A 24,096-nucleotide genomic window follows, 5' to 3' on the forward strand; every position below is an offset into this window, starting at 1 on the left:
CCCCGATCTGCCCGAATTCGGCCTGGGAGGAAACCTTCACCGGCCTGGTGGCGGCGGCCGGACAAGTGTGTCCCGCTGCTTCGCCGACTGTCGAGAAACCGCCGCCCACGACCGGGTGCACGTGACGAAACGCACGTCCCGAGGACCCTCGGCCGGGTCACACGACCGCCCGGCGGTACCAGAATGGCGCCGATGAACCAGGACACCGTACGCCCCTCCGCCACGACCGGCTGCGTTCCCCCCGCCGACTGGGCCCTGGTGCTGCCGCTGAAGCCGCTGGCGACCGCCAAGAGCCGGCTCGGCGCCTACGCCGGGGAACTGCGCGGCGAACTGGCGCTGGCCTTCGCCCGGGACACGGTGGCGGCGGCGCTCTCCTGCCCTGCGGTCGCCCGGGTACTGGTGGTGACCGACGACCCCCTGGCCGGGGCGGCGCTGTCCGCCGCCGGCGCCCTGGTGGTGCCGGACCAGCCGGCCCGCGGGCTCAACGCGGCGCTGGTCCACGGCGCGAAGGCGGCCCGGGCGCTGCATCCGGTCGCCCCGGTGGCCGCGCTGTCCGCCGATCTGCCGGCGCTGCGCACACCGGAGCTGGCCCGGGCGCTGGCGCGGGTGCCGCTCGGTGGCCGGGCGTTCGTCCCGGACACCCCCGGCGTGGGGACCACGCTGCTGGCGGCGGCCCCGGGTGTGGTCCTGGCTCCTGCTTTCGGAGGTGCCTCGCGGCAGCGCCACCGGGCTTCCGGCGCACGGGAGATCGCCGCTGCGGACCTTCCGTCGCTGCGGCGGGACGTGGACACCGGCGAGGACCTGGCCGAGGCGCTGGCCCTGGGCGTGGGACGGCACACCGCCGCGGTCGCCGGGTCGCTGGCGGCGCTGGACGGTTAGGGCCCCGTGCGGTGAAGTCGGCGGCCGCGTACGGCCGGACGCCGTTCGCGGGCGCGGGCCGCCGCACCTCTTCGGTGGGACGAGGCCGGTGCCGCGACCCGCCGGGTACGGCCTAGGCTGGGCGCATGCAGGCCACGGCTTTCACGTACTCGCCCGACACCCGGTCCGGTTCGGTGCTGCTCGACGACGGGACGCCGGTGCCGTTCGACGCGGCGGCCTTCGACGCCGGAGGCCTGCGGCTGCTGCGCCCCGGTCAGCGGGTGCGCATCCGCACCGAGGGCGAGGGGGCGGCCCGGCGGGTGGTCTTCCTCACTCTGCAGACCTTTCCCGACCCCGGGGTCTGAGCCGCGCACCCGGGGCGCACATGGCGAAGCCGCAGGCGTCCGGGATTCCGGAACGGGCCTGCGGCTTCTGTCGGGACGCGGCGGGTGACGGCGGTCAGCCGGATGACGCCGCGACCTTGCGGGTGACCGCCTTGCGTGCGGCGCTCTTGCGGGCGGAGGAGGTCTTCTTGGCCGCGGGTGCGGTCTTCTTCGCCGTGGTCTTCTTGGCGACGGTCTTCTTCGCCGCCGCAGCGGTCTTCTTGGCGGCCGAGGTGGTCTTCTTCGCCGCGGCGGCGGCCTTCTTGACGGCGGTCTTCTTCGCCGCGGTGGCCTTCTTCGTGGGCGTCGCGGTGGTCTTCTTCGCTGCGGCAGCCGCGGGAGCGGCCTTCTTGGCCGCGGCGCGCTTCACCGGGCGGGCGGCGGCCGGTGCCTCCGCAGCACCGGCTGCGGCGGCGGTCCGCTTGGCGGCCGCACGCTTCACCGCGGCGGTGGTCCCGGCCTTGCCCGGGGTGAGGGAGCCCTTGGGCGCCTTCTTCACCGAAGGGCCTTCCTTGGGCAGTTTCTTGCTGCCGCTCACCAGGTCCTTGAATCCCTGACCGGGGCGGAACCGGGGGACGGAGGTCTTCTTGACCTTGACCTTCTCACCGGTCTGCGGGTTGCGGGCGAACCGCGCGGAGCGGTCCACCTTCTCGAAAGTGCCGAAGCCGGTGACCGAGACCCGGTCGCCTGCCACCACGGCTCGGACGATGGTGTCGAGCACAGCATCCACTGCCTCGGCGGCGGCCCTACGACCACCGAGCTGCTCGGCCACCGCTTCGACAAGCTGTGCCTTGTTCACGTCTTCCCCTTCGGAAACCGGCACGCCGATGAATCCACCAGCGCAATTCGCACGTTAGGCATCTATATACGGTCTGGCAATTACCAAACGGGCGAATCACCCTAGTGTCGCAATGGATTTGTACATCAGCGACCCGGCGGCGGGGGCAGCCGCCCGGCTTCCAGATCCGCCACGATGCGCCTCAACCTCCGCGCTGCGGCCGGGAGATCCCGCTTCGCCGACTCCGTGACGGCAAGCAGTCGTCGCACCAGTACGACCCTGTGCTCATCGGACACGTTCAGCGCACGCACCCGGGCGTGTGCCTGCTTCAACCGCTCGGCCACGACGGCGTAGAGCGCGGCCTCCTGAGGGCCGCTCTCGCCGCCCTCGCTTGGGGGTTCACGGCGCCGGTCCATGGCTCGATTGTGCCAGCCTGCAGCCGGAACGGCAGACGGCCCGCTGCTCCGCCGGAGCGGAGCAGCGGGCCGTCTGCCGTGCGGGTTCTGCGATCAGGCGACCGGCAGAGTACGCGGTTTGAAGGACGGGCGGGCGGCCTCGAAGGCCGCGATGTCGTCCTCGTGCTGCAGGGTGAGGCTGATGTCGTCCAGGCCGTTCAGCAGCCGCCAGCGGACGTTCTCGTCCAGCTCGAAGTCGGCGGTGATGCCCTCGGCGCGGACCTGCCGGGCCTCCAGGTCGACGGTGATCTCCGCGGCCGGGTCGGCCTCCACCAGCTCCTGCAGCCGCTCCACGGTCTGCTGCGGCAGGATCACCGTCAGCAGCCCGTTCTTCAGCGAGTTGCCGCGGAAGATGTCGGCGAAGCGGGAGGAGATCACGGCCTTGAAGCCGTAGTTCTGCAGGGCCCAGACGGCGTGCTCGCGGGAGGAGCCGGTGCCGAACTCCGGACCGGCCACCAGGACCGAGGCGCCCTCCCGCTCGGGGCGGTTGAGCACGAACTCCGGGTCCTTGCGCCAGGCCTCGAAGAGGCCGTCCTCAAAGCCGTTGCGGGTGACCTTCTTCAGCCAGTGCGCGGGGATGATCTGGTCGGTGTCGACGTTGCTGCGGCGCAGCGGGACGGCCCGGCCGGTGTGGGCGGTGAACTTCTCCATCGGGCTCAGGCCTCCACAAAGGTGCGGTCGTTCAGGTCTGCCGGTGCGGCCAGGTGGCCCAGGACGGCGGTGGCGGCGGCCACCTGCGGCGAGACCAGGTGGGTGCGGCCGCCCTTGCCCTGCCGCCCCTCGAAGTTGCGGTTGGAGGTGGAGGCGCAGCGCTCGCCCGGAGCCAGCTGGTCCGGGTTCATACCGAGGCACATCGAGCAGCCCGCGTGCCGCCACTCGGCGCCGGCCGCGGTGAAGACCTTGTCCAGGCCCTCCTCGACGGCCTGCAGGGCGACCCGCACCGAGCCGGGGACGACCAGCATCCGTACGCCGTCGGCGACTTTGCGGCCGTCCAGGATGGCGGCGGCGGCGCGCAGGTCCTCGATCCGGCCGTTGGTGCAGGAGCCGACGAAGACGGCGTCCACCGGGACCTCACGCAGCGGGGTGCCGGCGGTGAGGCCCATGTACTTCAGGGCGTTCTCCGCGGCAGTGCGCTCGGAGGGGTCGGCGAAGGAGGCCGGGTCCGGTACCGCGGAGCCCAGCGGGGCGCCCTGACCGGGGTTGGTGCCCCAGGTGACGAACGGGGTCAGCTCGGCCGCGTCGATGTAGACCTCGTGGTCGAAGACCGCGTCCTCGTCGGTGGCGAGGGTCCGCCAGTACTCCACGGCGGCGTCCCAGTCCTCGCCGGCGGGGGCGTGCGGGCGGCCCTCCAGGTAGGCGAAGGTGGTGTCGTCGGGGGCGATCATGCCCGCCCTCGCGCCCGCCTCGATGGACATGTTGCAGATGGTCATCCGCGCTTCCATCGAGAGGTTGCGGATGGCCGAGCCGCGGTACTCGATGACGTAGCCCTGGCCGCCGCCGGTGCCGATCCGGGCGATGATGGCCAGGATGAGGTCCTTGGCGGTGACGCCCTCGGGCAGTTCACCCTCGACGGTGATCGCCATGGTCCGGAAGGGGGCCAGCGGCAGCGTCTGGGTGGCCAGCACATGCTCGACCTGGCTGGTGCCGATGCCGAAGGCCAGCGCCCCGAAGGCACCGTGGGTCGAGGTGTGGCTGTCGCCGCAGACCACCGTGGTGCCGGGCTGGGTCAGACCCAGCTGCGGGCCGACCACGTGGACCACGCCCTGCTCGACGTCCCCGAGCGAGTGGATGCGGACGCCGAACTCCTCGGCGTTGCGGCGCAGCGTCTCCAGCTGCGTGCGGGACACCGGGTCGGCGATGGGCTTGTCGATGTCGAGGGTGGGCGTGTTGTGGTCCTCGGTCGCGATCGTGAGATCGGTCCGGCGGACCGTGCGCCCGGCCAGCCGGAGGCCGTCGAAGGCCTGCGGGCTGGTCACCTCGTGCAGCAGGTGCAGATCGATGAAGAGGAGGTCGGGCTCGCCATCGGCGCGCCGGACGACGTGGTCGTCCCAGACCTTCTCCGCGAGTGTCCGTCCCATCGCTTTCCCTCCGACCGGCCGCACTGCCGGCCTGTTCGTGTGGCGTAGCCGCCCCAGCGCCCTGCCTGTTGGCGGGCGGTTTCCGAGCTGCTCCTCCAAGAGTGACCGAGATCCCGGAAGATTGAACTTGCGTCTCGCGATCTGAGACTGCAATATCAGGGCATGGACAACTCTAGCGGCGTCGGCGTTCTCGACAAGGCCGCTCTGGTGCTGAGCGCTCTGGAGTCGGGCCCTGCAACCCTGGCCGGACTCGTCGCCGCCACCGGACTGGCACGACCCACTGCGCACCGCCTGGCGGTAGCACTCGAGCACCACCGCCTGGTCACCCGGGACATGCAGGGGCGCTTCATCCTCGGCCCGCGGCTCGCCGAGCTGGCCGCGGCCGCCGGCGAGGACCGCCTGCTGGCCACGGCCGGCCCGGTGCTCACGCATCTGCGCGATGTCACCGGCGAGAGCGCGCAGCTCTATCGCCGGCAGGGCGACATGCGCATCTGCGTGGCGGCCGCCGAGCGGCTCTCCGGCCTGCGGGACACCGTTCCGGTGGGCTCCACCCTGCCGATGAAGGCCGGTTCGGCCGCCCAGGTACTGCTGGCCTGGGAGGAGCCCGAGCGGCTCCACCGCGGCCTCCAGGGCGCCCGCTTCACCGCCACCGCCCTCTCCGGTGTACGCCGCCGCGGCTGGGCCCAGTCCATCGGCGAGCGGGAGCCGGGCGTGGCGTCGGTCTCCGCGCCCGTACGCGGCCCGTCCAACCGCGTGGTGGCGGCCGTCTCCGTCTCCGGCCCCATCGAGCGCCTGACCAGGCACCCCGGCCGGCTCCACGCCCAGGCCATCATCGAGGCCGCCAACCGGCTCACCGACGCGCTGCGCCGCGGCTGACCGCAAGCCCCCGGCCCTGGTGCCCGCCACTGCGGGTACCAGGGCCCGCCCCGTGGCGGCACAGCCGTACGGGAACACGCGAAGGCCCCCGGCTGCTGCCGGGGGCCTTACGCTCAGGACCAGCGAAGAACTCTCGCTGGGGTACCAGGACTCGAACCTAGACTAACGGAGCCAGAATCCGTCGGGCTGCCAATTACCCCATACCCCATCAGTACCCCCGACCGGATTCGAACCGGCGCTACTGCCTTGAGAGGGCAGCGTGCTAGGCCGCTACACAACGGGGGCGGGCCTGGTTGGTACCCCCGACCGGATTCGAACCGGCGCTACTGCCTTGAGAGGGCAGCGTGCTAGGCCGCTACACAACGGGGGCGGGAACCAGGTCCCCCGCTCCGGACGGACCGGAGCGGAAGTTTCAAGCGTACCCCCGACCGGATTCGAACCGGCGCTACTGCCTTGAGAGGGCAGCGTGCTAGGCCGCTACACAACGGGGGCTTGATCTTGAGGTGGAGCTCCCATGGCCCGGCCCTCCGAAGATCGGAGGGCCGTGGCCAGCGAGAACTCTCGCTGGGGTACCAGGACTCGAACCTAGACTAACGGAGCCAGAATCCGTCGGGCTGCCAATTACCCCATACCCCATTGCTCCGCCCCCTGCAAGGGGCTTCGCTTGGCTTGCGCCCCCTGCTGGTCTGTCCCTTTCGGGCCTTCCCGGGCGGCGCAGAAAGAACATTACCCGATGCCTTGCGCGGCTCCCAAATCGATTCGTCCCGATGACCTGCTGCGGCGGCCGGCGGGGCGCCACTGCCGCTGCGGAGCAGCAGGGCCCGCCCGGTTGCCGGGCGGGCCCTGCCAGGGATGCGGGGCGGCGTGTCGGCCGCCCGCAGGTCAGCCCGCCTGGGCCGGAACGAGGTCCAGAGCGGCCCGCATCCGGCGCAGTGTCTCCTCGCGGCCCAGCAGCTCCATCGACTCGAAGAGCGGCGGGGAGACCCGGCGCCCGGTCACGGCGACCCGCAGCGGGGTGAAGGCGAACTTGGGCTTGATCCCCAGGCCCTCCACCAGCGCCTCGCGCAGCGCGGCCTGGATCGGCTCCGGGGTGAAGTCCGCCAGCGCCTCCAGAGCCTTGATGCCGTCCTCCAGCACCGGGCGGGCATCGGCGGTGAGCACCTTCTCCGCGTCCGCGGGGTCGACGGTGAAGTCCACCGGGGAGGCGAAGAGGAAGCCCAGCATCCCCACCACCTCGCCCAGCACCGTCATCCGCTCCTGGGTCAGCGGCGCGGCGCTGCGCAGCAGTTCGAGCTGGGCGTCGGCCGGCTCGGCGGGCAGCAGCCCCGCGGACTGCAGGAACGGCACCAGGCGGCGGGTGAACTCCTCCGCCGGGAGCTCGCGCAGATGGTGGGCGTTGATGGCCTCGGCCTTCTTCAGGTCGAAGCGCGCCGGGTTGGCGTTGACCTTGGCGATGTCGAAGGCGGCGACCATCTCCTCCATGGAGAACAGGTCGCGGTCCTCGGCGAGCGACCAGCCCAGCAGGGCAAGGTAGTTGAGCAGTCCCTCGGGCAGGAAGCCGCGCTCGCGGTAGAGGTTGAGCGAGGCCTGCGGGTCGCGCTTGGAGAGCTTCTTGTTGCCCTCCCCCATGACATACGGCAGATGGCCGAAGTGCGGGGCGGTGCCGCTGCCGACGCCGATCTCGCCGAGCGCCGCGTAGAGCGCGATCTGACGGGGCGTCGAGGAGAGCAGGTCCTCGCCGCGCAGCACATGGGTGATGCCCATCAGTGCGTCGTCGACCGGGTTGACCAGGGTGTACAGCGGGGCACCGTTGGCGCGCACGATGCCGTAGTCGGGCACGTGCTCCGGCTCGAAGGACAGCTCGCCGCGCACCAGGTCGTGGAAGGTGATGGTGGTGTCCGGCATCCGGAAGCGCAGGATCGGCTCCCGGCCCTCGGCCCGGTAGGCGGCCTGCTGCTCGGCGGTGAGGTCGCGGCAGTGGCCGTCGTAGCCGGACGGGCGGCCGGCGGCGCGGGCCGCGTCGCGGCGGGCGTCCAGCTCCTCGGTGGTGCAGAAGCACTCGTAGGCGTGCCCGGTCTCGTGCAGCCTGCGGGCGACGTCCGCGTAGATGTCCATCCGCTGGGACTGCCGGTACGGCTCGTGCGGGCCGCCGACCTCCGGGCCCTCGTCCCAGTCGAAGCCGAGCCAGCGCATGGCCTCCAGCAGCTGCGGTACGACTCCTCGGAGTCGCGGGCCGCGTCCGTGTCCTCGATCCGGAAGACCAGGGTGCCGCCGTGGTGCCGGGCGAAGGCCCAGTTGAACAGGGCGGTGCGGACCAGGCCGACATGCGGGTTGCCGGTCGGGGAGGGGCAGAAGCGGACCCGGACCGGGGTGTCCGTGTCCGAGGGGGTGTTAACCACGCTTGATCACCTTGTTGGCGAGAGTGCCGATGCCTTCGATGGAGACGGCGACCTCGTCGCCGACGTTCAGGGGTCCGACGCCCGAGGGGGTGCCGGTGAGGATGATGTCGCCGGGAAGCAGCGTCATCGCCTCGGAGATGTGGACGATGAGGTCCGCCACCGAGCGGACCATCTGGGAGGTGCGGCCGGCCTGCCTGAGCTCGCCGTTGACGGTGCAGGTCACCGCGAGGTCGGCGGGGTCGAGATCGGTCTCGATCCACGGCCCCAGCGGGCAGGAGGTGTCAAAACCCTTGGCCCTGGCCCACTGGCCCTCGCGCTGCTGCACATCGCGGGCGGTGACGTCGTTGGCACAGGTGTAGCCGAAGACCACTTCGGGCACCCGCTCGGCCGGGACCTCCCGGCACATCCGACCGATGACCACGGCCAGCTCCGCCTCGTACTGGACGTCCGCGGAGAAGGGCGGGTAGGCGATGGACTCGGTGGGACCGATCACCGCGGTGGAGGGCTTGAAGAAGGTCAACGGGACATCGGGCACCGCATTGCCCAGCTCGGCGGCGTGGGCTGCGTAGTTCCGGCCCACCGCCACGATCTTGCTGGGCAGCATCGGGGTGAGCAGCCGGACGTCGGCGAGCCGATGGGTCTCGCCGGTCGGCTGCGGGGGGCCGAAGGGGTGGCCGGCCAGGGCGTGCACGACGAGGGAGTCAGGCCGTTCGGCCTCCCCCTCGACCACGCCGAAGGAGACATTCCCGTCGATGGAGAATCGGGCGATGCGCACGGTTTGCCGGGCTCCTCGGGTTCGACGGCTGATCGTCCTCCCAGGCTATCGCGGCCTCCCCGGCCGCAGCGCGCCCATATATAGCGGACAGGCGAGCCGGGGTGCGCGGCGCCCGGACAGGCGCAAGGGGCGCCGCAGCCGCCGTGAGGCGGTCCGCGGCGCCCGGACAGGCGCAAGGGGCGCCGCAGCCGCCGTGAGGCGGTCCGCGGCGCCCCCTGGGCGCGCTGTTCGGACGGGCCCGTCCGGGTGGCGCCGTACGGGCGCTGCCGCACGGGTGGCGCCGGTCAGGACTCCCGGCCGGGCACCTGCATCAGGATGGTGCGGCGGGGGTTCGCGGTGCTCGCGGGCAGCGCCTGCACCTCGGGCTCGTCGACGGCCTGGGCCGGCAGCACCTCGAAGCCCTCGACCGACGCCAGCGTGGTACGGCGCGGGTTGGCCGTCGGGCGGAAGCTCATCGTCGTCTTCATGGGCACGCGTGATACCAACCTTGTCATGGATCCGGCAGGGTTCTTCGGGTGTCAGGGCCCGTCGAACGGGGCAGTACTCGGGAGGTGCCACCTGCAACCGGCACCGCCCCTGTTCCACAGGTCCCTGCACGTGGCCAGAGTAGAGAGCTCTTTCCACAGCCGCCGTGAGCGAGGCTACACAGCAGGCTGTGATTTTGGTCACAATTTGATTACCCAAAGCGACATTTCGGGCATTCGATCACGCTTTGATTTTCCGGCAAGCGCGATAGATCGGACATATCACCCGAGCCATGTCACGCAGGTCGCATAAGCTCCTACAGCCGCGTGTCCGAAAGATGCGGTATTCCAGCGGCCCCGTCGCACACTCTGTGAAGAATGGTGTGCGATGCGTAGTCACCTCGAACACGCAGCGTCGCCCCTTGTTGGAGATCCCCCGCTGTGCTGGAATTCCACGGACCGCCGGAGGCGAACCCTCCGGAGCGCTGAGCAGCGCAGGGGCCGATACGGCGGCTCCGGGCAGACCCGGACGATCCGGGGTTGCGGATTCGAACTCGACACCGTCCCGCCGCGGCAGCGCGGGGGACGCCTGGTCCAGAGGTTGCGACGCTAGTGCAGGGACGTTTCAAGAGGGGTGGCGGCGCCGCGGGCGACCCGGAGGAGCGCGAGCCCGCCACCGCCTCCCAGCAGGCAGGCCCCAAGGCCGCTCCGGGAGCCCCGGGCGCGCGTGGAACAGCCGCCGACACAGCACCTGACGGGGACGGCGGAGAGCAGAGCCGCCGGGCGCGAACCCGAGCCCGCCTCGATCGCGCGAACGCCCGGCGCAAGGCCACCGGCCTGCGCCGTTTCGCGCTGCGCAACTGGCGGATCCGGACCAGACTGATCGCGCTGCTGACGCTGCCCGTGATCGCCGCTCTGGTCCTCGGTGGACTGCGTATCCAGACATCGCTGCAGAACGCCCGCGACCTGGACCAGATGGCCGGGCTGGCGACCCTCGCCAGCAAGGCCACCGCAGCCGCCGACGCGATCCAGACCGAGCGCGACATCAGCGCCGGCCCGTTCATCGAGGGCCACCGCAACGATGACGACGTGTTGCAGGCGCGCAAGGAGAGCGACTCGCTCTACCGGTCGTACATGACCTCCGCATCGGACTTCGAGCAGCTGGACCTGCCCGGCGCCAACGCGCTGCTGACCCAGATCCAGTCCGATGCCAACACCCTGGCCACCCTGCGTGACACGGCCTACAAGCAGCAGGACAACCTGCAGTCCACCATCACCGGGTACGACGCGGTGATCAAGAGCCTGATCGCCATCTCCCAGGACATGGCGCTCAGCTCCAGCAACCCGCAGCTGATCGAGTCCACCCGTGCGCTGGAGCAGTTCTCCCTCGCCAAGGAGGACGTCTCCATGCAGCGGGCGCTGATCAGCGCCGGTTTCGCCCAGGCCAAGCCCCACCTGAGCAGCAGCGACGAGACCTTCGGCGCCTCGCTGAGCAGCAGCGTCACCAGCTCGATCAACACCTTCACCGCGATCTACGGCACCAGCAAGGCCCGAGCCCAGCTCGCTCCGCTGCAGTTCAACGCGGAGATCAAGATCGCCGACCGGATCTCGGACCAGGTGCTGCAGACCGGCGGTATCGGCCAGGTCGCCAACATGTCGTACCTGCAGTGGTACAACACCTCCAGCGCCAAGATCAGTGCGATGCACAAGATCGAGACCACGCTGCTGGAGGAGATGCAGGGCGAGGCCGCCAACCTCCGCTCCCAGGCGCAGACCGACGCCATCGTCAACGGTGTGCTGATCGCCCTGGTGCTGCTGGTCGCGGTCGCCGGTGCGGCCCTGGTGGCCCGCTCCATGGTCCGCTCGCTGACCCGACTGCAGGAGTCCGCCGAGGACGTCGCCGAGCGCCGTCTGCCCGAGCTGGTCAAGACGCTCTCCGAGGCCGACCCACAGGATGTGGACGTCACCGTGGAGCGAGTGGGCCTGGACAGCACCGACGAAATCGGTCATGTGGCCCACGCGTTCGACATGGTGCACAGCGAGGCCGTCCGGCTCGCCGCCGAGCAGGCGCTGCTCCGAGGCAACATCAACGCGATGTTCACCAACCTCTCGCGCCGCAGCCAGGGCCTGATCCAGCGTCAGCTGTCGCTGATCTCCGAGCTGGAGAGCCGCGAGGCCGACCCCGACCAGCTCGCCAGCCTCTTCAAGCTGGACCACCTGGCGACCCGTATGCGCCGTAACGGTGAGAACCTCCTGGTTCTCGCGGGTGAGGACCCGGGCCGCCGCTGGACCCGCCCCGTCCCGCTGGTCGACGTGCTCCGTGCCGCCGCCTCCGAGGTGGAGCAGTACGAGCGCATCGAGCTGGCCTCGGTGCCGTCGGCGGACGTCGCCGGCCGCGTCGTCAACGACCTCGTCCACCTGCTCGCAGAGCTGCTGGAGAACGCCACCTCCTTCTCCAGCCCGCAGACCCGCGTGCGGGTCACCGGCCATGCGCTGCCGGACGGCCGGGTGCTGGTGGAGATCCACGACACCGGCATCGGCCTCTCCCCCGACGACCTGGCCGACATCAACGAGCGGCTGGCCAACCCGCCGGTCGTGGACGTCTCGGTCTCCCGCCGCATGGGCCTCTTCGTGGTCGGTCGGCTGTCCCTGCGCCACGGCATCCGGATCCAGCTGCGCCCCAGCGACTCCGGCGGCACCACGGCCCTGGTCATGCTGCCCGTGGACGTCACCAACGCCTCCGACCGCCGTGGCGGCGGTCGCGGCGCCGGCGGTCCGCAGCGCTCCACCGGCCCGACCCCGCGCCAGCGCGCGGTGCCCGGTACGGACGCCCCCGCGGCGCTCAGCCAGGGCGGCCGTCCGCAGATCGGTGCCGGCCGGCAGGGCGGTCCCGGACAGGCGCCGTCCAGTCTGCCGACCCGCGGTGGCGCGCCCGCCCCGCTGCCGCCGGCCGGTCCCGGTCGCGGTTCCCGTCCCGGATCCGACTCCGGCCGCCGCCAGCAGGGTCCCGCACAGCGCCCGCAGCAGCCGGCGCCCAGCGCCGAGCTGCCGACCGGCGACTCCGTGTGGGGCTCGGAGCGCACCCAGCACCACACCCCCGGTCCCGACCCGCGTGGCCCCCAGGGCCCGCAGGCCGGCGGTCGCGGGCCGCAGCGGCCCCGGCAGGACGCGGAGCGCCGTGCCGACCTCTTCGCCCCGCACCAGGGCGGGCCGGTCCCGGCGGCGCCCGCGGACGCGCTGGACAGCACCGTGCAGTTCGCCCGGCCGCACTACGAGGCCGACATCGACCCGCGCGACCCGCTGGGCATCGGCCCCGTGCCGCCTGCCCCGCAGCCGCCGGCGCCGCAGCCGCCGGCGCCCGTCCCCTCCCAGCAGGGCTACCCGCAGCAGGGCTACCCGCAGCAGGCACCGCAGGGCGAGCGCCCCGGGGTCCCCGCCGCACAGCACATGGCCCTGCCGCCGGCGTCGGAGTCGGACCCGCTGACCCGTCCGATGAGCGCCGAGGCGGTGCAGCAGTCGGCCGGGGACGGTGGATCGCCGATCTTCGAGGCGATGGAGTCCAACTGGTTCGCACCGGTGCGGCCGGCCGGATGCGCGCCGTCCATGTGAACCAGGAGCGCCCGGCTGCCCCGCAGCAGCCCCAGCCCCAGCCCCACTACCAGGACCAGGGCCAGGGCCAGGGCCAGGGCACCCAGCGTCCCGCCGCAGCCCCCCGGCAGCGGGCCGCCGACACACCGCGACCGGCTCCGAGCCGGGCACCGCAGCGCCCCCTCGCCGAGGAGGCCGCCGACGCGCCGTGGCGCACGTCGGCCAACGACGAGCGCTGGAGGCGTGCGGAGCAGGTGCGCGAGCCCGCGTCGGACGGGATCACCCCGTCCGGCCTGCCTCGCCGGGTCCCGCGGGCGAACCTCGTGTCCGGCACCGCGGAGCAGGCGCCGCTGGGAGGCCCCCAGGTCTCCCGGGCCCCCGAGGAGGTGCGCGGCCGGCTCACCAACCTGCGCCGCGGTATCCAGCAGGGGCGCCGTGCCGGTGCCGCAGACGGCCAGCAGAGCAGGCCCGGCGGCTACCCGAACACCGGTTCCGGCCCATTCGGTAACGGCGCCTTCGGGCCCGACCACCAGGAGCGTTGACAGTGAGCCAGCTGAGCCAGGCGGCGAACAACCTGAACTGGTTGATCACCAATTTCGTGGACAACACCCCCGGGGTGTCGCACACGGTGGTGGTCTCCGCCGACGGACTCCTCCTTGCCATGTCCGACGGCTTCCCCCGCGACCGGGCCGACCAGCTCGCCGCGGTGGCCTCCGGACTGACCTCGCTGACGTCCGGGGCCTCCCGGATCTTCGAGGGCGGCAGTGTCAACCAGACCGTGGTCGAGATGGAGCGGGGCTTCCTGTTCCTGATGGCCGTCTCCGACGGCTCCTCGCTGGCGGTGCTGGCCTCCCCCGACTCGGACATCGGCCTCGTCGGCTACGAGATGGCACTGCTCGTGGACCGGGCCGGTGACGTGCTCACCCCGGCACTGCGTGCGGAACTGCAGGGCAGCCTGCTGCACTAAACCCCTCAGAGACCCGGCGGCGGGGCCGTCCCGCCCCGCCGCCGGGAGAACCACCCCGCTGACACGGACCGTCATCCGCTGCAGCGCAAGGAGGATTCATGACCCCGCCCCCCGGCACAGCCGGCCCGTATGGACACGGGTACGGCAGTGGCTACGGTGACCAGCAGTCAGGTGGCTACGAGCAGCAGCAGCCACTGGTGCGCCCCTATGCGATGACCGGTGGCCGCACGCGGCCCCGGTACCAGCTCGCAATCGAAGCGCTGATCTCCACCACCGCCGCAGCCGGCCGGCAGGGCGGCCTGCTCCCCGAGCACCAGCGCATCGTGCACCTCTGCCGCGAGATCAAGTCGGTGGCGGAGATCTCGGCGCTGCTGGCCATGCCGCTGGGTGTGGCGCGCATCCTCGTCGCCGACCTCGCCGAAGCCGGCCTGGTCGCCATCCACCAGCCGGCCGCAGCCTCGGGCGAGGCCGGCGGACAGCCCGATGTGACACTGCTCGAAAGGGTGCTCAGTGGACTTCGCAAGCTCTAGGCCCGCCGATTCGGGCTTCGGAGGCTCCGCGACCCGCGCCACCACCTCCGCGAAGATCGTCGTGGCGGGTGGCTTCGGTGTCGGCAAGACCACCCTCGTCGGCGCGGTCTCCGAGATCAACCCGCTGCGCACCGAGGCCGTCATGACCTCCGCCTCCGCGGGCATCGACGACCTCACGCACACCGCGGGCAAGACCACCACCACGGTGGCCATGGACTTCGGCCGCATCACCCTCGACGAGGACCTGATCCTCTACCTCTTCGGCACCCCCGGCCAGGACCGCTTCTGGTTCATGTGGGACGACCTCGTCCGCGGCGCCATCGGCGCCGTCGTCCTGGTCGACACCCGCCGCCTCGCCGACTGCTTCCCCGCAATCGACTACTTCGAGAACAGCGGTCTGCCGTTCGTCATCGCCCTCAACGGCTTCGACGGACACCAGCCGCACAGTCCCGAAGAGGTCCGCGAGGCACTGCAGCTCGGCCCCGACACCCCGATCATCACCACCGATGCCCGCCGCCGCGACAGCGCCAAGTCCGCGCTGATCACACTGGTCGAGCACGCCCTCCTCGCCAGGCTGAGGTAAGGGGACGGCGATGGGCGGCCCGGTCTGCGCATCCTCCGGCGCACGGCGGGCCGCCCTGCGGTGCAGGGCGGTGCCCGCGCACGTGGCGCCGGTCACCGCCGGTCCCCTGACGCCGCCTCGGCTGCATAACGGTTCGATAGGTATTTCCACCGGACCCGTTACGCAGCGTGTCCGATGCGGGGCAATAAGCGCATGGTCCTACGGGAAATCGACACCGTTTATCCATGAGTGCCCCAATTGCCCAACCGCAGCGGCTTATCCACAGCTGTTTGTTCCCCCCGCCGTGCACGTGCTGAAATTCCAGCTACTCCCGGGCCACCTCCGTCTGAGCCGCCGCGCAGCAGGCCGTGACCCGGGCAGTGCCGCCGGATTTGATCCATGGCCGCCGAGCGGTCGAGAGGTTGTTGTCGAGTGAGGCGTAAGCAGCCAGTCACCCCTCAGCGGCGCCCCGAGCCCCGACAGGGAGAGCCGGGGATCCCCGGCGCCCAGCGGGACCGCGCCGCCTTCACGCCCTTCACCGGCTCTGCGGAACGCCCCGGCACCGGACCCGCTGCGGCCGGACCGTCCGCCTCCGGGCGTGAGGCGCCCCAGGGGCCCTCCTCGGAGCGTCCCTCCGCCGAGCGGACCTCCTCGGGCGCAGGCGGCCGCGACGAGCAGCCGCCCGCCGGCAGGCTCGGGGGGTTCTCGCCCCGGCACTGGCGCGTGCCCACCCGGCTGGTCGCGATCCTGCTGATCCCCGTGGTGATCGCCCTGATCTTCGGCGGCCTGCGGGTCAACAGCTCGATCGACGACTACCAGGCCGCCGACCGGGCCGAGAAGACCTCCAGGCTGGCCCAGGCCTCCACCGCTCTCGCGGACGCGCTGGAGCAGGAGCGCGACCTCTCCGCCGTGCCGATCGTCACCGGCGGCAGCCAGACCAAGGTGACCCAGCTGCGCCAGGCCACCGACCAGGCGCTGGCCGCGTACAACACGGCCTACAAGCCGCTCTCCGACGACAGCCGGCTGGCCAAGCGGAACATCGCCTTCCAGCAGCTGGTGGCCTCGCTGCCGAGCCTGCGGGAGAACGCCTTCAGCCACCGCCTCTTCCCCACCGCGACGCAGAACGCCTACTCGGTGCTGATCGCGCCGCTGATGGCGTACGAGAACGAGGTCGGCTTCGGCAGCTCCTCGGTCACCAGCCGCGGCCGCGCCATCTATGCGATCGCGCTGGCCAAGGCGTCCGCCTCGACGCAGCGGCTGCTGATGACCCAGCTGCTGATGGGCACCAAGACCTTCACGGCACCCGAGACCACCAACATGGTCCAGGCGATCGCGGTCTCCAACAAGCTGGAGGAGGTGTCGCTGGGCGAGTTCCAGTCCGGCACCACCGACGACGACATGCGGCTCTACCAGCAGGCCGTGACGGCCGAGTCGACCGCGAACGCCTCGGCCGCCGCCAAGAGCGGCCGGATGATGCCCACGGTCAACCAGCAGATCGGCATCGCGCTCGCCGCGTTCCAGGCGGCCGCCTCCGCGCAGACCAGGGCCTCGGCGGGCCAGGCCATGATCGCCGCCGCCCAGCAGGGCCTGTCGGTGGCCAACTGGCTGACCGCCACCAGCGCGCACATCCAGACCTACCGCACGGTCGAGAGCCAGCTCAACAACCTGGTGGTGGGCGACGCCCACCGCATCAAGGTGCGGGCCCAGCACGACGCCATCCTCAACTCCGCGATCGTGCTTGCCTCACTGGCTGTCGCCGGACTGCTGACCGGATTCGTCGCACGCTCTATGATCATCGGCATGCGCACCCTGCGCGCCGCCGCCCTCGACATCGCCGGTCACCGCCTCCCCGAGCTGGTCGACCGGCTGTCCAAGACCGACCCGGAGCGGGTCGACACCAATGTCAGGCCCATCCCGCTGCACGGTCGCGACGAGATCGGCGAAGTGGCGCGGGCCTTTGACGAGGTGCACCGGCAGGCCGTCCGACTCGCCTCCGAGCAGGCACTGCTCCGGGGCAACGTCAACGCGATCTTCACCAACCTCTCGCGCCGCAGCCAGGGCCTGATTCAGCGTCAGCTGTCGCTGATCACCGACCTGGAGAACAACGAGGCCGACCCGGACCAGCTGGAGAACCTCTTCAAGCTGGACCACCTGGCGACCCGAATGCGCCGCAACGGCGAGAACCTCCTGGTTCTCGCGGGCGAGGAGCCCGGCCGACGCTGGAACCAGCCGGTCCCGCTGGTCGACGTGCTCCGTGCCGCCGCCTCCGAGGTGGAGCAGTACGAGCGCATCGAGCTCTCCGGGATCCCCGAGGCCGATGTCGTCGGCCCCGCGGTGACCGACCTGGTCCACCTGCTCGCCGAGCTGCTGGAGAACGCCACCACCTTCTCCAGCCCGCAGACCCGGGTGCATGTCACCGCGACCCGGCTGCCGGACGCCCGGGTACTGGTGGAGATCCACGACAAGGGCATCGGCCTCACGGGCGACGACTTCGCGGAGATCAACGACAAGCTGGCGAACCCGCCCACCGTGGACGCCACCATCTCCCGCCGCATGGGCCTCTTCGTGGTCGGCCGGCTGGCCGAGCGCCATGAGATCCGGGTCCAGCTTCGGCCGTCCGGCGAGTCCGCCGGCACCACCTCCCTGGTCATGCTCTCCGCGCACCTCACCCAGGTGCACATCGCGCCGGAGCCGGAGGAGGAGCAGTTCACCGTCTCCCGGATCTTCGCCGACCAGGAGGACGACTCCGACGGCCCGTTCGAGCAGCTGCGCAGCGCCGCCGAACTCGGCTTCGACGACAGCCGGTTCGAGCGCACCACGCCGTCGGCCGCCACCGGCTTCAGCCCGGCGCTGGACTCCATGAACCGCTCGCTGCGGCTGGAGCAGCGCCGCCAGGCGGCGCTGGAGGCCGGCCCCTCGGCCGCGGCCGGGTCGGCTGTGCCTGCCGTACCGGCCGTGCCCGAGTACTCCGAGGAGGAGTACCAGGAGCCCGGCCAGGGCTACCAGCAGGGGCAGGAGTACACCCGGGACTACCCGGAGCAGGAGTACGCCGAGCAGGAGTACACCCCGCAGGACTACCCGGAGCAGGCGTTCGCGCCCCAGGCCTACCAGGGCGACGGATACCCCGCAGCGGCCTACGCCGACGAGGGCTACCCCGCGCAGGGCTTCGAGCAGGGCGGCTACCCCGAGACCTACGAGGCACCGCAGCGGGCTTATGCGGAGGAGTTCCCCGCCGACCCTTACGCGGGTGGGCAGTTCGCGGAGCCGCACACCGTCGGCTACGAGTCCGGCGGCTACAACGGCGGTGCCGGCAACGGCTACGATCATGACGGATTCACGGCGGCTCCCCCCGCCGCCGCGGCTCCGGCCTCCCCGGCACAGACCGCCTCCGGGCTGCCCCAGCGGCGTCCCGGCCAGGCACTGGCAGGCGGCGGCAGCAGCAACCTCGGCAACCGGGCGATCGGCGGCCTGGAGGCCGGCGAGAAGCCCAACTGGTTCACCGGCGCACGGGAGACCGCCCCGGCCGGCGGTACGGGCCTCCCCGGGCCCGCCGCAGCCCCGGAGCCGGCCTCCTGGCAGACGCCCAACGACGGCTCGTGGGAGCGCGCGGATCAGGTCCGCGAGCCCAGCGCGGGCGGTGTGACGTCGTCGGGCCTGCCCCGCCGGGTCCCCAAGCAGAACCTCGTCCCGGGCAATGCCCAGGCGAACTCCCAGGACGGCCCCCAGATCTCCCGGGCCCCCGAGGAGGTGCGCGGCCGGCTCACCAACCTGCGCCGCGGAGTCCAGCAGGGCCGCAGTGCCGGAGGAGACCCGTCGGTGACGGGCAGCTTCCGGATCGACCACGGCGGCAACGAACAGCACGGCAGCACCGATCTCTTCGGCGGCTCGAACCACCAGGAGCGTTGAGTTGAGTCAGATGAGCCAGGCGGCACAGAATCTGAACTGGTTGATCACCAATTTCGTGGACAACACCCCCGGGGTGTCGCACACGGTGGTGGTCTCCGCCGACGGACTCCTCCTTGCCATGTCCGACGGCTTCCCCCGCGACCGGGCCGACCAGCTCGCCGCGGTGGCCTCCGGACTGACCTCGCTGACGTCCGGGGCCTCCCGGATCTTCGAGGGCGGCAGTGTCAACCAGACCGTGGTCGAGATGGAGCGGGGCTTCCTGTTCCTGATGGCCGTCTCCGACGGCTCCTCGCTGGCGGTGCTGGCCTCCCCCGACTCGGACATCGGCCTCGTCGGCTACGAGATGGCACTGCTCGTGGACCGCGCCGGCGCGGTGCTCACCCCCGCACTCCGTGCGGAACTGCAGGGCAGCCTGCTGCACTAGACGCTCCACCGGACGCACCTCCCGGTCAGTCCCGGGCCCCCTTGCGGAGGGCCCGGGATCGCCCGTTGTACGACCGCCGGTAGTAGTGAGACCGGACACTGCACAGCACCAGCACCAGTCGCACCGCCCCGTCGCTCTATGTGAGGAGGAACCGTGACACCGCCCGACGACCGCAGCGGTCCGTACGGCGTTCCGTATCCCGGAACGGGCCATGATGCCTTCAGTGCCCCTGGCACCGGCGGCTACGGCCCCGGAGGAAGCGGCGCCCAGGGTCGCCCCGGAGGCGGGCAGCAGTTCCCGCAGCGCGGGGAAGGCAGGCGCTGGCCGGGGTCCGACGGTTACGGCCAGGACTACGGTCCGCAGTACGACCGGTCGTACCCGCAGCAGCAGACCGGCACCTATGACGGCTACGGGCACAACCAGCCCCAGGCCCCCTATGACGACCGGTCGCCGTCCGACGGCTATGCCGAGGACTTCCCGAACGAGTACCACCACGACGCCGGCCACGACGACGAGCCGCTGATCCGGCCGTTCGCCATGACCGGTGGGCGGACCCGACCCCGTTACGAGCTGGCCATCGAGGCGCTGGTCTCCTCCACGGCCTCGCCGGACCGGATCGACACGCTGCTCCCCGAGCACCAGCGGATCTGCACACTCTGCCGAGAGATCAAGTCGGTGGCGGAGGTCTCCGCACTGCTGACCATGCCGCTGGGTGTGGCGCGCATCCTCGTCGCCGACCTCGCCGAAGCCGGCCTGGTCGCCATCCACCAGCCCGCCGCCGGGGGCGAATCCGGCGGACAGCCCGACGTGACACTGCTCGAAAGGGTCCTCAGTGGACTTCGCAAGCTCTAGCCCGGCTGCCGCGACCCGCGCCACCACCTCCGCGAAGATCGTCGTGGCGGGTGGCTTCGGTGTCGGCAAGACCACCCTCGTCGGCGCGGTCTCCGAGATCAACCCGCTGCGCACCGAGGCCGTCATGACCTCGGCCTCCGCGGGCATCGACGACCTCACGCACACCGCGGGCAAGACCACCACCACGGTGGCCATGGACTTCGGCCGCATCACCCTCGACGAGGACCTGATCCTCTACCTCTTCGGCACCCCCGGCCAGGACCGCTTCTGGTTCATGTGGGACGACCTCGTCCGCGGCGCCATCGGCGCCGTCGTCCTGGTCGACACCCGCCGCCTCGCCGACTGCTTCCCCGCGCTGGACTACTTCGAGAACAGCGGTCTGCCGTTCGTCGTGGCCCTCAACGGCTTCGACGGACACCAGCCGCACAGTCCCGAAGAGGTCCGCGAGGCACTGCAGCTCGGCCCGGACACCCCGATCATCACCACCGATGCCCGCCGCCGCGACAGCGCCAAGTCCGCGCTGATCACACTGGTCGAGCATGCACTGCTGGCGCGTCTGCGCTAGGGGCGTCCGACACCGAGGCCTCTGGGCCGCTGACCGGAGAACCGGTCGGCGGCCCCAGAGGCCCGTTGGCGTTCGCGCACGGCTCCACCAGGGCACCGGCAGCCGCGCCGCGTCCCCCCTCCCCGGGGCGGCCCTAGGGCGGCCGGGGTACGCGCGTCCCGACGCTCCCGGGCCGAACGCACTCAGGGGCGGTCGGGGGGCCGGTGGTCGGATGCACCGGCCCCCCACAGCCCTGCTCAGACCTCCGGCTCCACCCCTGCCCGCAGCAGACCATAGGTGTAGGCGTCGTCCAGGGCCTGCCAGGAGGCGGCGATGACGTTGGGTGCCACACCCACCGTCGACCACTCCGAGGCGCCGTCGGAGGTGTCGATCAGCACCCGGGTCTCCGATCCCGTGCCGTGCCGGCCCTCCAGGATGCGGACCCGGTAGTCCACCAGCTCCAGCTTGGCCAGCTGCGGGTAGATCTGCTCCAGCGCGCTGCGCAGCGCCTTGTCCAGGGCGTCCACCGGGCCGCTGCCCTCACCGGTGGCCACGATCCGCTCGCCCTTGGCCCAGAGCTTCACCGTGGCCTCGTTGAGCGCGCCGCCCGCGGGGGTCTGCTCGATGATGGTGCGCCAGGACTCCAGCTCGAAGAAGCGCTCACGGCGCCCCTTCACCTCGTCGCGCAGCAGCAGCTCGAAGGAGGCGTCCGCGGCCTCGTAGGTGTAGCCGGCCTTCTCCTGCTCCTTGATCCGGGCGACCACCCGGCCCACCAGGTCCCGGTCGGCGGACAGGTCGTAGCCCAGCTCTCGGCCCTTGAGCTCCACCGAGGCGCGTCCGGCCATGTCGGAGACCAGCATCCGCATGGTGTTGCCGACCAGCTCGGGGGCGATGTGCTGGTAGAGGTCGGGGTCCACCTTGATCGCGGAGGCGTGCAGCCCCGCCTTGTGGGCGAAGGCGGAGACGCCCACGTACGGCTGGTGGGTGGAGGGCGAGAGGTTGACCACCTCGGCGATGGCGTGCGAGATACGGGTCATCTCGACGAGCCGGCCGGGGGGCAGCACCCTGCGGTCCAGCTTCAGTTCCAGGGCCGCCACCACCGGGAAGAGGTTGGCGTTGCCGACCCGCTCGCCGTAGCCGTTGGCGGTGCACTGCACATGGGTGGCCCCCGCGTCCACCGCCGCCAGGGTGTTGGCGACCGCGCAGCCGGTGTCGTCCTGGGCGTGGATGCCGATCCTGGCGCCGGTCTGCTCGATCACATCGGCGACGATCTCCCGCACCTGGCCGGGCAGTGTCCCGCCGTTGGTGTCGCAGAGCACCACCACGTCCGCGCCGGACTCGTGGGCCGCGCGGACCACGTCCAGGGCGTACCCGCGGTTGCCGCGGTAGCCGTCGAAGAAGTGCTCGCAGTCGATGAAGACCCGGCGGCCCTGCTCCCGCAGATGGCGGACGCTGTCCCGCACCATCTCCAGGTTCTCCTCCAGGGTGGTGCGCAGGGCCAGTTCCACATGGCGGTCGTGGGACTTGGCGACCAGGGTGACCACGGGGGCGCCGGAGGCCACCAGGGCGGCCAGCTGGGCGTCGTCGGCTGCGCTGCCGCCGGCCCGTCGAGTGGCGCCGAAGGCGACCAGTTGAGCGTGCGTCAGGTCCAGCTCGGCCTGGGCGCGGGCGAAGAACTCGGTGTCACGCGGGTTGGCACCGGGCCAGCCGCCCTCGATGAAGCCGACGCCGAACTCGTCCAAGTACCGGGCGATGGTGAGCTTGTCCGCGACGGTGAGGTTGATGCCCTCGCGCTGCGCTCCGTCGCGCAGGGTGGTGTCGAAGACATGGAAGGCGTCGCCCAAGGGGCTTGCTCCGCCGCTGTTGGCCTCGGTCATGGCCGTGGTTCTCCTGTCCGGGTGGGTGCTGCCTGCCGGGTTCCCGGCTCCACTGTCCCCCGAGGCCCTGGCGCGCCGGCCGGGGCGGACGGTCTCCTTGTGGGAGGCCTTCCGCCGCCGATCCAAAACAAAAGACCCCTCGCGGGTGCGAGAGGTCTGCGCGCGGGTCTGGGACACGGTGGTCGCTCCGCGTCAGATCGTCATACGGAGCGGTCACTGCGGACCGGCGCGCCTGCTGCCAATAATCACGACGAGCGAGGACACGGTCGCAGTCTTGCACAACCCCCCGTGATCGACACAAGTCGGTCTCAGCATACGGGCGCTCTCCTGGACAGGCTTCGGCCCCGGGGCTGCCGACGGTGCGGTGGGCGGGCGGCGTGCGGGCACACACCCGTACGGCGCCCCGGCAGGCGGGGCGCCGTACGGCAAGCGGCGTCAGCAGATGGTGTGCATCCAGCCGTGGGTGTCGGGGGCCTGGCCGGTCTGGACGGCCAGCAGGGCCTCACGCAGCCGCATGGTGACCGGTCCCGGCTCACCGGCGCCCACGGTCCAGTCGGCGCGGGTGGACTTCACCGAGCCGACCGGCGTGATCACGGCGGCGGTGCCGCAGGCGAAGACCTCGGTGAGGGTCCCGTCGGCGTTGCCGGCCTTCCAGTCGTCGACGGAGATGCGGGCCTCGGCGGTCGGGTGGCCGAGGTCGGCGGCCAGCCGGAGCAGGGAGTCGCGGGTGATGCCGGGAAGCAGCGAGCCGGAGAGCTCGGGGGTGACGATCCGGGCACTGTCGCCCTCCCCGTACACGAAGTACAGGTTCATGCCGCCCATCTCCTCGATCCAGCGGCGCTCCACGGCGTCCAGCCAGACGACCTGGTCGCAGCCCTGAGCGGCGGCCTGGGCCTGGGCGACCAGCGAGGCGGCGTAGTTGCCGGCGCACTTGGCGGCGCCCGTACCGCCCGGTGCGGCGCGGACGTACTCCTCGGAGAGCCAGACGGAGACCGGCTTGACGCCGCCGGAGAAGTAGGCGCCGGCCGGGGAGGCGATCAGCATGAAGAGGTACTCGTTGGCCGGGCGCACCCCGAGTCCGACCTCGGTGGCGAACATGAACGGCCGCAGGTAGAGGCTCTGCTCGGGCCGGCTGGGCACCCAGTCGCGGTCCTGCTGCACCAGCAGCTCGACGGCCTCCACAAAGGTCTCGACCGGCAGCTCCGGCATGGCCAGGCGGCGGGCCGAGGCCTGGAAGCGCTCGGCGTTGGCGGTCGGGCGGAAGGTGGCGATGGTGCCGTCGGCCCGCCGGTAGGCCTTCAGCCCCTCGAAGATCGACTGACCGTAGTGGAGGGTCATGTTGGCCGGGTCGATCTCCAGCGGGCCGTAGGGGACCAGCTGGGCGTCGTGCCAGCCGCGTCCCTCGGTCCAGCGGATGGTCACCATGTGGTCGGTGAAGACGCGGCCGAAGCCTGGGTTGGCCAGCCGGGCCTCGCGCTCCGCTGTGGGCAGCGGGTTGGAGGAGGGCTTGAGCTCGATCTTGAGGGGAGCCTGGGCGGGCGTCGTCATGGCTGCGTGTGTCCTTCACCGTCTCGTCGTTGCGGACCACCGGACGGCTCACTGGTGAAGCCGAGCGACCGGGAGGCCCAGGTTCGATGGTCGCATCTCCGGGGCCGGGTCGGACAGCCGTGGGTACCGGACCGCCCGTCGGTCACGGATGGTCACGGATGTCCCGGGCGGAACGTCGCAAAGCGGCCCGGAGATGCTGGGCAGGGGTGCCGGAGGTCGTGAATGCCGACCT

General features: G+C 71.6%; 18 protein-coding genes, 5 tRNA genes and 2 pseudogenes. 11 read left to right on the forward strand and 14 right to left on the reverse strand.

Annotated elements, in window-relative coordinates:
- Positions 1–192 precede the first annotated feature (192 nt).
- Positions 193–879 carry a 2-phospho-L-lactate guanylyltransferase gene (cofC, locus tag AB0761_RS13645; RefSeq protein ID WP_377269252.1) on the forward strand — a complete coding sequence of 229 codons (687 nt, stop codon included), beginning with the start codon at positions 193–195 and terminating at the stop codon, positions 877–879.
- Positions 880–1,004: 125 nt separating this feature from the next.
- Complete coding sequence (locus AB0761_RS13650) at positions 1,005–1,223, forward strand: hypothetical protein (protein ID WP_377269253.1); 219 nt, start codon at positions 1,005–1,007, stop codon at positions 1,221–1,223.
- A 94-nt stretch (positions 1,224–1,317) separates the two neighbouring features.
- Here the strand turns inward: AB0761_RS13650 and AB0761_RS13655 are convergent, their stop codons facing one another.
- The 4 genes from AB0761_RS13655 to leuC all read right to left on the reverse strand — a co-directional run bounded on the left by AB0761_RS13655 (position 1,318) and on the right by leuC (position 4,552).
- Positions 1,318–2,040, reverse strand: a complete 723-nt coding sequence (locus tag AB0761_RS13655) for an HU family DNA-binding protein (protein WP_377269254.1) — start codon at positions 2,038–2,040, stop codon at positions 1,318–1,320.
- Positions 2,041–2,165: 125 nt separating this feature from the next.
- Positions 2,166–2,435 (reverse strand): hypothetical protein, encoded by a 270-nt coding sequence (locus tag AB0761_RS13660; RefSeq protein ID WP_377269256.1) that lies wholly within the window; start codon positions 2,433–2,435, stop codon positions 2,166–2,168.
- A 93-nt stretch (positions 2,436–2,528) separates the two neighbouring features.
- Positions 2,529–3,125 (reverse strand): 3-isopropylmalate dehydratase small subunit, encoded by a 597-nt coding sequence (leuD, locus tag AB0761_RS13665; protein ID WP_377269258.1) that lies wholly within the window; start codon positions 3,123–3,125, stop codon positions 2,529–2,531.
- Between the two features lie 5 nt (positions 3,126–3,130).
- Positions 3,131–4,552: a 3-isopropylmalate dehydratase large subunit gene (leuC, locus tag AB0761_RS13670; protein WP_377269259.1), complete on the reverse strand. Its 1,422-nt coding sequence runs from the start codon at positions 4,550–4,552 to the stop codon at positions 3,131–3,133.
- Between the two features lie 162 nt (positions 4,553–4,714).
- Here leuC and ndgR point away from each other — a divergent pair, with 162 nt between their 5' ends.
- The gene (gene ndgR, locus AB0761_RS13675; protein WP_055585585.1) at positions 4,715–5,428 is read left to right on the forward strand and encodes an IclR family transcriptional regulator NdgR; all 714 of its coding nucleotides are present in this window, start codon (positions 4,715–4,717) and stop codon (positions 5,426–5,428) included.
- Between the two features lie 136 nt (positions 5,429–5,564).
- Here the strand turns inward: ndgR and AB0761_RS13680 are convergent.
- The 8 genes and pseudogenes from AB0761_RS13680 to AB0761_RS13715 all read right to left on the reverse strand — a co-directional run bounded on the left by AB0761_RS13680 (position 5,565) and on the right by AB0761_RS13715 (position 9,069).
- Positions 5,565–5,636, reverse strand: a tRNA-Gln gene (locus AB0761_RS13680).
- A gap of 4 nt (positions 5,637–5,640) precedes the next feature.
- A tRNA-Glu gene (locus AB0761_RS13685) sits at positions 5,641–5,713 on the reverse strand.
- A gap of 9 nt (positions 5,714–5,722) precedes the next feature.
- A tRNA-Glu gene (locus AB0761_RS13690) sits at positions 5,723–5,798 on the reverse strand.
- A 49-nt stretch (positions 5,799–5,847) separates the two neighbouring features.
- Positions 5,848–5,920: transfer RNA gene (locus AB0761_RS13695), tRNA-Glu, on the reverse strand.
- Positions 5,921–5,992: 72 nt separating this feature from the next.
- A tRNA-Gln gene (locus AB0761_RS13700) sits at positions 5,993–6,064 on the reverse strand.
- Positions 6,065–6,310: 246 nt separating this feature from the next.
- A pseudogene (gene gltX, locus AB0761_RS13705) lies at positions 6,311–7,827 on the reverse strand (glutamate--tRNA ligase).
- Positions 7,820–8,602 carry a fumarylacetoacetate hydrolase family protein gene (locus AB0761_RS13710; RefSeq protein WP_377269261.1) on the reverse strand — a complete coding sequence of 261 codons (783 nt, stop codon included), beginning with the start codon at positions 8,600–8,602 and terminating at the stop codon, positions 7,820–7,822. Before AB0761_RS13710 ends, gltX begins: the two are co-directional and overlap by 8 nt.
- 284 nt (positions 8,603–8,886) lie before the next feature.
- Positions 8,887–9,069: a hypothetical protein gene (locus AB0761_RS13715; protein ID WP_377269262.1), complete on the reverse strand. Its 183-nt coding sequence runs from the start codon at positions 9,067–9,069 to the stop codon at positions 8,887–8,889.
- Positions 9,070–9,678: 609 nt separating this feature from the next.
- Between AB0761_RS13715 and AB0761_RS13720 the strand changes: the two are divergent.
- From AB0761_RS13720 to AB0761_RS13755, 8 genes and pseudogenes are all read left to right on the forward strand, one after another.
- Positions 9,679–13,196: pseudogene (locus tag AB0761_RS13720) on the forward strand (nitrate- and nitrite sensing domain-containing protein).
- 11 nt (positions 13,197–13,207) lie between these two features.
- Positions 13,208–13,621 carry a roadblock/LC7 domain-containing protein gene (locus AB0761_RS13725; protein ID WP_377274078.1) on the forward strand — a complete coding sequence of 138 codons (414 nt, stop codon included), beginning with the start codon at positions 13,208–13,210 and terminating at the stop codon, positions 13,619–13,621.
- A 98-nt stretch (positions 13,622–13,719) separates the two neighbouring features.
- Positions 13,720–14,151: a DUF742 domain-containing protein gene (locus AB0761_RS13730; RefSeq protein WP_377269263.1), complete on the forward strand. Its 432-nt coding sequence runs from the start codon at positions 13,720–13,722 to the stop codon at positions 14,149–14,151.
- Entirely contained in the window at positions 14,132–14,734 is a 603-nt protein-coding gene (locus AB0761_RS13735; protein WP_377269264.1) for an ATP/GTP-binding protein, read from the forward strand. The genes AB0761_RS13730 and AB0761_RS13735 overlap by 20 nt, the downstream gene beginning before the upstream one ends.
- Positions 14,735–15,145: 411 nt before the next feature.
- Positions 15,146–18,619: a nitrate- and nitrite sensing domain-containing protein gene (locus AB0761_RS13740; RefSeq protein WP_377269265.1), complete on the forward strand. Its 3,474-nt coding sequence runs from the start codon at positions 15,146–15,148 to the stop codon at positions 18,617–18,619.
- Between the two features lie 10 nt (positions 18,620–18,629).
- A complete protein-coding gene (locus AB0761_RS13745) occupies positions 18,630–19,043 on the forward strand; it encodes a roadblock/LC7 domain-containing protein (RefSeq protein WP_377274080.1) in 414 nt (137 codons plus the stop codon).
- A gap of 153 nt (positions 19,044–19,196) precedes the next feature.
- Positions 19,197–19,895: a DUF742 domain-containing protein gene (locus tag AB0761_RS13750; RefSeq protein ID WP_377269266.1), complete on the forward strand. Its 699-nt coding sequence runs from the start codon at positions 19,197–19,199 to the stop codon at positions 19,893–19,895.
- Positions 19,876–20,460, forward strand: coding sequence for an ATP/GTP-binding protein (locus tag AB0761_RS13755; protein ID WP_114914476.1), 585 nt, complete (start codon positions 19,876–19,878; stop codon positions 20,458–20,460). Before AB0761_RS13750 ends, AB0761_RS13755 begins: the two co-directional genes overlap by 20 nt.
- A 236-nt stretch (positions 20,461–20,696) precedes the next feature.
- Here AB0761_RS13755 and cimA read toward each other — a convergent pair whose 3' ends face one another.
- Positions 20,697–22,316, reverse strand: coding sequence for a citramalate synthase (gene cimA / locus AB0761_RS13760; protein ID WP_377269267.1), 1,620 nt, complete (start codon positions 22,314–22,316; stop codon positions 20,697–20,699).
- A gap of 435 nt (positions 22,317–22,751) precedes the next feature.
- On the reverse strand, positions 22,752–23,864 hold the full coding sequence (locus AB0761_RS13765; RefSeq protein ID WP_377269268.1) for a branched-chain amino acid aminotransferase: 1,113 nt from the start codon (positions 23,862–23,864) through the stop codon (positions 22,752–22,754).
- Between the last annotated feature and the right edge of the window lie 232 nt (positions 23,865–24,096).

This window comes from Peterkaempfera podocarpi (assembly GCF_042466665.1).
Classification (GTDB): Bacteria; Actinomycetota; Actinomycetes; order Streptomycetales; family Streptomycetaceae; genus Peterkaempfera; species Peterkaempfera podocarpi.